The organism is Alkalimonas collagenimarina (assembly GCF_030717845.1).
GTDB classification, from domain to species: domain Bacteria; phylum Pseudomonadota; class Gammaproteobacteria; order Enterobacterales; family Alteromonadaceae; genus Alkalimonas; species Alkalimonas collagenimarina.
In genome coordinates this window covers 180,916-192,907 of the sequence record NZ_JAUZVZ010000002.1, presented here as the reverse complement: position 1 = coordinate 192,907, position 11,992 = coordinate 180,916, and the positions used below count along the sequence as shown (strand labels likewise).

Here is an 11,992-nt window from a genome sequence, read left to right as displayed (position 1 = left end):
TGATTCACTCTTGTTCTGGAGCAGGCAGCTGCATAAACTTAGCGACTAATCGGGCAATTGTATCGCGCATTTCACGGCGGTCAACAATCATATCGATGGCACCATGATCCAACAGGAACTCACTACGCTGGAATCCTTCCGGTAATTTTTCCCGCACGGTCTGCTCAATCACCCGAGGGCCAGCAAAACCAATCAACGCTTTAGGCTCACCAATATTGATATCACCTAACATGGCCAGACTTGCCGACACGCCGCCCATGGTAGGGTCGGTCATCACTGATACATATGGCAAGCCTTGCTCACTTAGTTTTGCCAGGGCTGCACTGGTTTTGGCCATTTGCATCAAAGACAATAATGCCTCTTGCATACGGGCGCCACCACTGGCGGAGAAACAAATGTAAGGCACCCGGTGCTCGATAGCATATTCAACGCCTTTAACAAATTTAGCACCAACAACAGATGCCATGGAGCCACCCATAAAATTAAACTCAAAGGCAGAGGCAACCACTGGCATGCCTTTTAACTGGCCATGCATCACCAGCATGGCATCTTTTTCGTCGGTTTGCTTTTGTGCGGCAACAATTCGATCTTTATAACGTTTGCTGTCTTTAAACTTTAGAATGTCTTGGGGTTCCATGTCCGCCGCTAGCTCAGTTCCTGTGTTCGCATCCAAAAACATCGTTAAGCGATCACGGGCACTGACACGCATGTGATGATCACACTTGGGACAGACACCTAGCTGACGGTCCAGATCCGCTTTGTATAAAACGGCATCGCAGGCCGTGCATTTGGTCCACACGCCCTCAGGAATATTACGACGTGACGACGTTGACGTTCGGGGAAGGATCTTTTCTAACCAACTCATATAGATTCCTATTCGGCTGTGCAGTGCAGGAAAGCCTGGCTAATTGGTGTTAAATGCACCGAAATTCAAGAAAACGGTAGCTATTAAAGCACAAAAACGGCGCATGGTAATATAAAAAACTGGTCTTAGTAGTCAGTCCAGTTGTTCGGGTAAAAACAGCGGCCCCACTGCTGAGGTTGGTAATGCGAACTCTGCAGGGTAGTCCACCGCCACCAAATACAGGCCTCCGGCCTTTGCGGTTGCGGCTGCTTTGGTGCGATCACGACCAGCCAAAAGCTCGGCGACCCACTCAATCGGCTGCTTGCCCATCCCGACCTCAAGCAAAGAGCCCATAATATTACGAACCATATGATGCAGGAAGGCATTGGCTTTGATATCCAAAATGACATAGTTCTGCAATCGCTGCACCTTTAACTCAAGTAGATGTCGGTTTGGACTGTTTGACTGGCAGTGAACTGCACGAAAGGCACTGAAGTCATGCTCACCTAATAAACATTGCCCGGCTGCATGCATGCGCTCAGCATCAAGCGGCATATGGTAATGGCTCAGCCCTCCACCAAGAATGGCAGGCCGAAAGGGTTGATTCAAAACTATGTAGCGATAACGCCGGGCGGTCGCTGAAAAACGGGCATGAAAGTCATCAGACGCAAGCTGAGCCCACCTAACGGCAATACCTGCAGGCAGGTTACTGTTGGCCCCCATCACCCAGCCACGCATGTCACGATGTGCATCGGTATCAAAGTGAACTACTTGACCGGTTGCGTGTACCCCAGCATCGGTTCTGCCTGCACATTGCGTCGAAATAGGCTCAGCAGCGACTTGCGATAAGGCTTGTTCTACATGCTGCTGTATGGTCGCGACTTCACGTTGGCGTTGCCAGCCAAAAAAACCAGACCCATCGTATTCTATTCCAAGCGCAATACGCATCTACACCTCAGATTGCATTCATTAAAAAATCAGCCTGCACCATAATGGCAGCAGGCTGATGTCAAACGTTGAGGAGAATTATATACCCAAGCATGCGTAAGATGCGAGTTTCAGGCACCTGATCGCGATGGTTCAGCAAAATTATGTCGGTTCATCGTCTTGCCGGGCTTGTTGCAACTGTGTCACCTCGTCTTTGATTGCATCCGGGGCATCAGAAGCTAAGATCGCTTTAATAGCCTGTTCTGCACTCTCCTGATCGTCGATTTCGTAGTACGCTCGAATGAGATCAAGCTGAGCCGCATACTCATTGTCATGATCGGCTGGTGAAGAATCTGACGTCAGCATATCCTGATAATCTGAAACATCGACATCCATGGTGAAGTCTTGTCGCTCATCCGGTGATTTTTCAGATGCCTGTGCCAATAACTGATCAATATCCTGAAACTCATCATCAGCAACCAGTTTGTCAGCATCAGGTCCAGTGTCGGCAGAGGTACTGTCAACATCTGCATCATGAGTCGCCACTCGCTGCGCCATGGTTTCGAGCTCAGACAATAGCTCATCAAAATCAGTATTCTCTAGTTCAGTACTTTCATGCTCAGCATCGCTTGACTCACTATCATCAGTTTCATCCAGCTCAGCAGCATCGGTGTCGCTTAGCTCAATATCGTCAGCTTCATTTAACTCAACAGCACTGGTTTCGTCTGGCGCATCCGTATCATCAACCCTCTCGTCATTTAGCAGTTCATCCTGTTCATTGAGTTCAAGTTCAGGGTAGTCATCCAGCACTTCACTGGGGTTTTCTACCGAGCGGGCCGCAGCTGATAATGGTGCAACGGATTCATCATCCTGATCAACTAAATCCGGGCCCTGCTCTGCATCAGCATCGGCACTATCATCGGCAGGAAATTCATCTTCCAAATCCGCATAATCATTTAAATACTCAGCCTCTGCTGCGGCTTCTATTTTTTGCTCAGTCTCTGCCGTTCCGGCAGCTACATCATCATCTTCTGATAAAAGTTCGTCATCCGCGTCTTCATCGGTAACGGGTGCATCAAACAATGCATCAATATCAGCATCGTCCATCTCATCATTGGTTACAGATAAAACTTCACTATCATTTGCACCTTCATCGGTAGCCGGCGCATCAAACAATGCATCAATATCAGCATCGTCCATGTCGTCATTAGTTACAGAGGACTGATCTGGCTGCAGCTCTTGTCGCACATCCTCATCACCCTGCTCAAGCGATATATCTTGAGCTATCTCGTCATCATCACTTAGAGACTCATCAACCAACGACTCAGCAAAGGCATCCAACTCTGAGCTATCAAATCGCTCTTCATCAGCTTCGGATTGCTGCGAGGCAGACTGGCCTCCCTCACTCGCTTCTAATTCAGTATCATCAGACTCTGGTTCAGACTGGCTTCTATTCTTCGTATCGCCTTCTTCTGCAGCATTGAGGTCTGTATCTTCATCAACCACATCATCGGCCCAATCGCTGAAATCATCCTCTTTAGTGATTGTTTGATCATCAGGCAACTCATCATCTGGGATATCAAGTTCAATCTCTTCCAACAACTCATCTTCAGCAAAAGGATCATTGTCATCGGCTTGGTCCAGCGTGTCATCCAAATCATCAGCTTCCGCAAACAAAGAATCCAAATCATTGCCTGATAAAATATTATCTGGATCGAACGCTTTATCTGCATCCGCGGTTTCAGCCTCATCATCCGAAGAGGCATCAGGCTGATCATCATCAGTCAACAGTGACTCTGCATCAAGCAACGAATCATCACTAAGCAAGCTGTCATCTTCATCAAACAAATTGTCATCACCGGCTGAGCTGTCATCCAGTAAGACGTCATCGTCCAACAAGTCATCACTTAAATCGACTGGGCTATCATCAACATCATCATTAAAAGCATCATCCAGCAACGAGTCATCGAGGCTAAATAACGAATCATCCAGATCGCTACTTTCATCCACATCTGGTAAAGGCGATTGATAATGCGCGGAGCCACTTGGCTCAGCTGTAGCGTCTTCAATGGTTTTTTCCGCACGCTTACTGCGGCGCTTGACCCAAAATAACAGTGCTAACAGTAAGGCCAGCGCAGGCACTGATGCCGCTACAGCCCAAAATGCGGGGCTAGCGGCAAGCTGTTGCCAGAAAGCGGAAAAACCCTGCTCTGCTCTGGCATCCATCAAGGCTTGTTGCTGTGCGACCCACTCGCCTTGCTCCCGCACCAAAGCTTCCAATTGTTGCTGAACAGCAGCATCCTGCTCCAGCTGTTGTTTCAACAGGTCTAGTTGTTGTTGCACAGCATCCAAAGTTGATTTGATGCTCATGTTTTCTTCCATGATGCCTTCTACCAGCATCATGGACTCTCCAAAGCGATAACGCAGCTGCTGCAACTGTTGCTGTTGCTCCTGCTCAATACGATCAATGCTTTGTTGCAACTCTTGGCTAACTACCGCTGGCGTTTGCTCAGCTTCTGCCCGAATAGCCTGAGTACGGCGGGCCCAGCTTTGATCATCAGCAGTTGATTTTTGTCTTGCCTCGGTAGGATCGACCGCCCGCATCTCACGAATGGATGGCACCTCCAGCATAGCGCCGGTGCGTAAGTGATTAAAGTTATTATCTAAAAATGCGTCTGGGTTCTTCAGATATAAGGCATACATCACCTGATACATATCAACACCCGACTCAGGGCGAACTTGCTGAGCCAGACGCCACAGCGTATCGGTTGGAGTAATAGGACCTAACTGCTGAATGCGGCTTTGCTGATCCAAGGCTTTCGGACCACGAATAGGAGTACCGGTGTCGCTGGCAAACGCCACTGACGATAAATTGACAAGACAAATGAGAATGATAATTCGCCAACTTTGCATGTATGTGTCCTAATCCAACCGGTCTTTGCACGAATGTGAGCGGATCCGCTTTATCCAGCCGTGATCCTATGATTTCGAATTGTTCGTAAGTGATGCTAGCATGACATTATATGTATACATCACGCAAAAGGTGTTCCATTAAACTAATGCAAATAAAACAATGCAAAAAATGTTCCATTAAATAACTTGCTACTCGCTTGTCATTTCGCAGCCAACATTCGTAAGCCCGCTAGCTTTATAACGGCACTATAAATCAGAACTTTACTTTGCACCAGCAAGCATACCGCAGCACCTATCTTGAGCACATAAAAAAACCGACGTCATGTCGGTTTTTTATCGGCACAGGAGTGAGTGACCGAAAATTATAAATAATCCCGGATCAAATGCTCTGCAATCTGGATGCTGTTGGTAGCAGCGCCTTTGCGAATATTGTCGGCAACGACCCACAGATTCAACCCTAGCTCATGCGATAAATCTTTCCGCACACGGCCAACAAAGACGTCATCGTGACCCGCAGCATGGCTGACCTGAGTCGGGAAGTCGGCATTATTTTCCAGCAATACCACACCCGGAGCATTAGCAAGTAAGGCTTTAGCCTGATCAGCATCCAGCGGCATCCGCGTTTCAATATGCACGGCTTCGGCATGGCCATAAAAAGCAGGCACCCGTACAGCGGTTGCATTTACTGCAATACTGTCATCACCAAAGATTTTCTGGGTTTCCCAGTGCATTTTCATCTCTTCTTTGGTGTAATCGTTATCCATAAACACATCAATTTGCGGAATCACATTAAAAGCGATTTGGCGGCTAAAGGCGCCTGCTTCTTCTAATGGGCGGCCATTCATTAACTGCGCCGTTTCTTTGGCCAATGCTTCCACCGCTTGCTGCCCAGCGCCGCTAACCGATTGGTAGGTAGCCACATTGATACGGCTGATGCCAACCGCATCATAAATCGGCTTTAAAGCCACCAACATCTGAATGGTGGAACAATTCGGATTGGCAATAATATTGCGATTACGAAAATCAGCCAGTGCTGCCGCATTCACTTCAGGCACCACCAGAGGAATATCTGGCTCATACCGATAATGCGAGGTATTGTCGATCACCACACAACCGGCCTCAGCTGCTTTAGGTGCATAGAGTGCAGATACACTGCCACCGGCTGAAAACAAACCAATCTGAGCTTGAGTCCAGTCAAAGGTTTCAACATTCAATACCTTGACTTTCTTACCGCGAAAATTAACGCTGGTACCGGCAGAACGGCTGCTGGCCAGGGGAAATAATTCATTGACTGGAAAGTCACGTTGTTCCAGAAGCTCGATAAGGTGCTGGCCAACCAGGCCGGTAGCACCCAAAACGGCAACATTGTACTGCTGAGCCATGTTCTCTTCCTCTTATTCGTTATGGACGGCTAAAGCCTAAATCATAAAGCCAGTCTGGCAGCTGGTCTCCTAACACCCGTACCGTGCTGCATTCCCGTCGAGGCGGGTAATGCTTTCGAAGCCAGTCAAATCCTTGCGTTTCAATATAATGACGCAACAATGCATCATCCCGTCGCACATCATATACTAATTTAAATAGATTTTGGACATCTGGAAGCCCAAAATCACGATGAATTTCGATGGCACTCACCGCCGCAGGCGGACAAAACGCGTCGATACTATGCACCACAGGCTCGCCCAACAACTGGCAAAGCTGCTGATAGAGCATTTCAGTACCACGCGCTTTCCCTTCCACACTATGACCGGCAATATGGGCTGTGGCGATATCGACATAGGGCAATAAAGGCAACAAGATATCAGGCTCCTGCTCCCATACATCGAGCACCAGTGGCCGCAGACGGCCAGCTTGCGCTTCATTCAACAGCGCTTGATTATCAAACACATTGCCGCGACAGGCATTGAGCAAGGCACAATCTGGTTTCAACTGAACCAATGTCTGTTGATTGATCAGATGCCGGGTGGCATAAGGTCCTTGCTGGCATTGTGGCACATGAAAGCTCAACACATCGGCCTGTTGCACAAGTTGCTCGAACGGGCAATGCGGAAAGTCGGGCTCTGTTTCAGCACGTAATGGATCGCACAACAGCAGTTGACAACCCAGCGCACTGAATACGTCGACGAGGCGTCGGCCAATATTGCCAACCCCAACAATACCAATCACTTTGTCACGCAACTGCCATTGATAACGCTCCGCTAAAGTGAAGAGAGCACTCACAATGTATTCAACCACCGCCCGGGCATTGCAGCCCGGAGCACTGCTAAAAGCAACAGAGTGTTCCGCTAAATACGCCTGATCAATATGATCGGTGCCGATGGTGGCGGTGCCAACAAAGCGCAATTGCTTCGCTTGTGTGAGCAAAGCAGCGCTGACCTGGGTAATGGATCGCACCAGTAAAACATCAGCATCGCTTAATTGCTCTGCAGTCAATTCCCGACCGGCAAAAAGCCGCACCTCACCAAAGTCAGCGAAGAACTGCTGCGCATAGGGCATATTTTCATCGGCATAAATTTTCATGCAGATCCGGTCCTTGTTAAGTATCACTAGGGTCTGTTGACCTTTGCTGTTTGTTTTTGCAGCTGGTTGGCTGGTATTTATGCAAGGCAAAGGTTGTAAGGTGTAGTTATTCTACATGAAACAAGCTTTAACGCAGTAGAAATGCCAGCCAAGCGCTGCCCGAAGGGTTCGTCTGGCGACGCTCTGCTCTTTGTCACTCGTCACTTATTTAGAATCACTAAACTACGCTCCTCGTTTCGCGATCAAAGCACCGCCAGATCGAACAAAATATAAACAGCAAAGGTCAACAGGCCCTGGTTTCTTGCATAAAAAAACCACCGCTTTAGCGATGGTTTTTATCTATCACGCTAGTGCTTAGTTTACCCTTGATAACGCTTCATCACCAGAGTGGCATTGGTACCGCCAAAGCCAAAACTGTTCGACATCACCGTTGTTAAAGGCTGCTCTGTCGCTTTGGTAATAATATTGAGGCCTGCTGCAGCCTCATCCAACTGGTCAATGTTGATGGATGGAGCGACAAACTGGTGCTTTAGCATCAATAAGGAGTAGATCGCTTCATGCACACCGGCCGCACCCAACGAGTGGCCGGTCATGGCTTTAGTTGCACTGATAGCCGGAGATTGGCCAGCAAACACCTGTTGAATAGCAGCCAATTCTTTGACATCACCAACAGGGGTACTGGTCCCATGCGTATTGACATAATCGACCGGGCCTTTTAAATCCTGCATTGCCATTTGCATGCAACGCACCGCTCCTTCGCCACTTGGGGCGACCATATCAAAGCCATCAGATGTTGCGCCGTAGCCAACAATTTCAGCAATGATATTGGCACCTCGCGCTAAGGCATGCTCCAGCTCTTCCACTACTACCATGCCACCACCGCCACTGATGACGAATCCATCACGGTTGGCATCATAGGTGCGAGAGGCTTTTTCCGGCGTCTCGTTGTACTTGGTTGATAACGCACCCATGGCATCAAACTCCATGGCTAATGTCCAATGCAGCTCTTCACCACCACCAGCGAACACCACATCTTGCTTACCCAGCTGGATCAGCTCGACCGCGTGACCAATACAATGAGCACTGGTAGCACAAGCCGAACTAATAGAATAATTTACGCCTTTGATTTTAAATGGAGTCGCTAAGCAGGCAGAGCAGGTGCTCGACATCGTTTTAGGCACGGCATAAGGCCCAACCCGCTTGACGCCTTTTTCCCGTAAGGTATCTGCAGCCTCGGTTTGCGTTTTGGACGATGCGCCGCCAGAGCCAGCCACCAAACCAATGCGAGGATCAGAGATCTGCTCAGCGCTCAGCCCGGCATCATCCATCGCTTCTTGCATGGCAATATATGCATAGGCTGCAGCATCAGCCATAAAACGCATGGCTTTGCGATCAATCATGCTGGACGGGTCAATCTTTAAATCGCCCCATACTTGCGAACGCAGGCCCATATCGGCAAATTCTTGCGAGAAAGTGATACCAGAACGGCCAGCCTGCAATGACGCCAGCACTTCTTGCTGATTGTTGCCAATGCTTGAAACGATGCCCATACCGGTGATAACTGCTCTTTTCATGTAAACTCCTGTTTCGGTACTCGCAGTACCGACCCTGATTGCTTTATAATTTGTCACATTCTACAAATTTTTACCGCCCAAGTGGTCAGCTTTCAGCGAACACTTGTACTCTGACTGCTATTTTGGAGTCTATGTTATCAAACTACAAGTCTATTTTATAAAAGGTCGGCATGAAAACGGTTCAGCACGCTTCGATTTATTTTAATGAACAAGGGACTCCAATTGCTAAGCAGTTTGATGATGTCTATTTTTCCAATGATGGCGGCCTGGCCGAGACCGACTTTGTTTTTCTAAAGCACAATCACTTGCCAGAGCGCTGGCAACAACATAGCGCTACCTTCTTTCATATCGGCGAGACTGGTTTTGGGACTGGCAGCAACTTTCTGCTGGCATGGCAACGTTTTCGGCAATTTCGCCAACAGCATCCTGAAGCAAGATGCCAGCGTTTATACTTTACCAGCTTTGAAAAATTCCCGTTAAGCCAAACAGATTTAACCCAAGCATTGAGTAGCTTAGCTGGATTTGATGGAGAGTGCCAAGCATTACTGCGTGATTATCCGGTAGCCACCTCAGGCTGTCACCGGCTAACATTTGATGACGGCCAAGTAGTCTTGGATTTATGGTTTGGTGATGTACTGGAAAGCTTGCCGCAACGCGATGCGCATGTCGCCATAGATGCCTGGTTTTTGGATGGTTTTGCCCCGAGCAAAAACCCAGACATGTGGCAACCTGAGCTGTTTCAACAACTCGCCAAACACAGTAAAAAAGGGACAACCGTTGCCACCTTTACCGCGGCAGGTCTTGTCAAGAGAGGCTTACAAGCAGCCGGTTTTAGTGTTCAAAAAGTCAAAGGGTTTGGCCGAAAACGCGAGATGATAACGGCGGTATGGCAAGAGCAAGCAACCGATGCTGTGACTGAAACCAGCATGAATAGCGAACCCCATGCAGAGCGCAACAACAACCAGCACAAGCAGGTTGTTCGGCAAGACATCACTATCATTGGTGGTGGTTTAGCTGCCGTTTGTCTGAGTCAGGCTTTATTGAGAAAAGGCTGTAAGGTGACATTGCTCTGCGCCGATGCAGAATTGGCGGCAGGCGCATCCAAGAATCGACAAGGTGCCTTATACCCCAACTTGCATGCTGAACCGTCAAAGCCAAGCTTGATCCAAGCCGCTGCTTTTCAATTCGCACGTAGTTACTACCCGAAGCAGCCCTTTTCTTTTGCCCATGATTGGTGCGGTGTTCAGCACCAGGCCTGTACCCCTCAATTGCTCAAACGCCATGGTAAAATAGCCAGCCATTGGCCAGACAAACTGGTGCAAACACTAACACCACAACAAGCGTCACGTCAGGCAGGAGTTGAACTACCCTTTCCTGCTATCTTATATCCTGCTGGCGGTTGGCTTAGCCCGCAGCAGTTTTGTCAAGCAGCTGGCGACTTTTTACAGCAGCAAGCTAATTTTACCCTTCATTTAAACTGGCCAGTTCAACAGCTGCATGCAGAGCAAGGCCTCTGGTCCATCAAAGCGCCCGGGCAACCTGGCATTACCGCATCTAATTTGGTCCTGACGCTCGGGCATCAAACCAATCAGTTGCTCACTGGCCAGCCGCTTCCTATCACTGGGATCCGTGGCCAAGTCAGCTACATTGAACAAGCTGCACTTGCCCCACTCAAAACGGTACTCTGCCATAAAGGCTATCTGACGCCAGCCTGGCAAGGCTTGCACGCCGTCGGAGCTACGTTTGATCGCAGCCGCTCTGATGAGGCCATATTCGACCAAGACAACGACGATAACCTTCGGTTAGTAGAGCAAAGCTTGCAGCAGCCCCGTTGGATAGAGCACAGCAAGGTCAGGGAAGCAAGAACAGGCGTTCGCGCTACCGTGCCCGATCGCTTGCCCTTGTTCGGTCGTTGGCTAGAGCAAAAACAGTATTGCTATGTGTTAACCGGCTTGGGTGCCCGAGGCTTACTTTTTGCACCTTTGTTGGCAGAAGCCTTAGCCTGTGAACTGGTAGCAGAGCCTTCTCCATTGCCTCTTGATTGGCACCAAGCCCTATGCGCGGAACGTTACCTTACCAGGCAGTCAAACTAAGCGCTTGTTTCCTGTATCAAATTATCGCAAGATGGTAAAAGTTAGTGCTCCATGGCTTATGACTTGCTTGATAGAGGGGTATCCTGTGACCGAACCGGTTCGTCTGATCCTGGCAGAAGATGATGACTTCCTTCGTCAGTTACTGCAGCTGCAATGCGAAAGTATGGGAGCAATTGTCGCTCCAGCTTGCGATGGTGAAGAGGCCGTTAGCCTCGCACTGAGCTATGAATACGATCTTCTGCTGATGGATATTCATATGCCAAAGTGTGATGGCATTCAGGCCATGACCCTACTGAGACAGCTCGGTTATGACCGGCCTATTATCGCTATGTCTGCTGATGACGTGGCTACTGCAGGATTTACCACCGTTTTAAAAAAGCCACTTAACGAGCAAACCTTACAACAGCTGCTTCAAAAAGAGACTCACCGACCAACCGTTGAATTAGTGATAAGCCACGATTTACAGCAACAGTTCTTACAGGGTTTAGTTTTAGCTCGACACCAGCTTGAGCAAGCCAATCACTCCAAAGACTGGTCTGAACTGCAACGCCTGAGCCATCAACTGAAAGGGACGGCAGGGAGCTTCGGTTTCCCAGAGCTTAGCGAAGCCGCCGATCAGGTACAGCGCGCGATCCAAGACGGTCAAACCGATGCAGCACTAACTGCAGCTACTGAACAGCTACTGCACCATATTCAGGAGGCCAGCCATGAGTGAGCGTAAAATCTTGCTGGTCGATGATGTGGACTACACCCGGCAATTGCTTCGTAACAACATCATGGCCATCTACAACACAACGAATCTTAAGCCACGAAAATTTACTTTTTTTAATGCCAATAAAGCATCCGCAGCCATGGATTTATTTAGTCTGCAAATGCCCTCTATTGTGTTTTTAGATATAGAGTTGCCAGATGCCTCAGGACTTGAGTTATTAAAAAAATTTAAAGCACTGAAACCAGACTGTTTTATTGTCATGGTCAGTGGTGTCAGCACCTTGGAAAACGTCAAAGAAAGTATTCGTTGTGGCGCAGCTACCTTTATCGTAAAGCCTTTTACCGGTGATAAAATATTGGCAGCCATGCAGTTGTATGAGCGCTATATCGCCATTTGAAATCATGGTGTAAGC

General features: G+C 48.6%; 9 protein-coding genes. 3 read left to right on the top strand and 6 right to left on the bottom strand.

Features of this window, described 5'->3' with window-relative positions; genetic code table 11:
• Window positions 1-4 precede the first annotated feature (4 nt).
• The 6 genes from accD to fabB form a co-directional block, all read right to left on the bottom strand.
• Window positions 5-865, bottom strand: coding sequence for an acetyl-CoA carboxylase, carboxyltransferase subunit beta (accD, locus tag Q3O60_RS02100; protein WP_305892244.1), 861 nt, complete (start codon window positions 863-865; stop codon window positions 5-7).
• A gap of 132 nt (window positions 866-997) precedes the next feature.
• The gene (gene truA, locus Q3O60_RS02095) at window positions 998-1,792 is read right to left on the bottom strand and encodes a tRNA pseudouridine(38-40) synthase TruA (RefSeq protein ID WP_305892243.1); all 795 of its coding nucleotides are present in this window, start codon (window positions 1,790-1,792) and stop codon (window positions 998-1,000) included.
• Window positions 1,793-1,933: 141 nt separating this feature from the next.
• Complete coding sequence (locus Q3O60_RS02090) at window positions 1,934-4,684, bottom strand: FimV/HubP family polar landmark protein (RefSeq protein WP_305892242.1); 2,751 nt, start codon at window positions 4,682-4,684, stop codon at window positions 1,934-1,936.
• 362 nt (window positions 4,685-5,046) lie between these two features.
• The gene (locus tag Q3O60_RS02085; protein ID WP_305892241.1) at window positions 5,047-6,066 is read right to left on the bottom strand and encodes an aspartate-semialdehyde dehydrogenase; all 1,020 of its coding nucleotides are present in this window, start codon (window positions 6,064-6,066) and stop codon (window positions 5,047-5,049) included.
• Window positions 6,067-6,085: 19 nt separating this feature from the next.
• Window positions 6,086-7,201 carry a 4-phosphoerythronate dehydrogenase gene (locus tag Q3O60_RS02080; RefSeq protein WP_305892240.1) on the bottom strand — a complete coding sequence of 372 codons (1,116 nt, stop codon included), beginning with the start codon at window positions 7,199-7,201 and terminating at the stop codon, window positions 6,086-6,088.
• 359 nt (window positions 7,202-7,560) lie between these two features.
• Window positions 7,561-8,775, bottom strand: coding sequence for a beta-ketoacyl-ACP synthase I (fabB, locus tag Q3O60_RS02075; protein ID WP_305892239.1), 1,215 nt, complete (start codon window positions 8,773-8,775; stop codon window positions 7,561-7,563).
• A 170-nt stretch (window positions 8,776-8,945) separates the two neighbouring features.
• On the opposite strand from fabB, the gene mnmC reads away from it, so the two are divergent.
• The 3 genes from mnmC (at window position 8,946) to Q3O60_RS02060 (ending at window position 11,977) form a co-directional block, all read left to right on the top strand.
• Window positions 8,946-10,868, top strand: coding sequence for a bifunctional tRNA (5-methylaminomethyl-2-thiouridine)(34)-methyltransferase MnmC2/FAD-dependent 5-carboxymethylaminomethyl-2-thiouridine(34) oxidoreductase MnmC1 (gene mnmC / locus Q3O60_RS02070; protein WP_305892238.1), 1,923 nt, complete (start codon window positions 8,946-8,948; stop codon window positions 10,866-10,868).
• Window positions 10,869-10,953: 85 nt separating this feature from the next.
• Complete coding sequence (locus Q3O60_RS02065) at window positions 10,954-11,583, top strand: response regulator (RefSeq protein ID WP_305892237.1); 630 nt, start codon at window positions 10,954-10,956, stop codon at window positions 11,581-11,583.
• On the top strand, window positions 11,576-11,977 hold the full coding sequence (locus Q3O60_RS02060) for a response regulator (RefSeq protein ID WP_305892236.1): 402 nt from the start codon (window positions 11,576-11,578) through the stop codon (window positions 11,975-11,977). The genes Q3O60_RS02065 and Q3O60_RS02060 overlap by 8 nt, the downstream gene beginning before the upstream one ends.
• The last annotated feature ends 15 nt before the right edge of the window (window positions 11,978-11,992 follow it).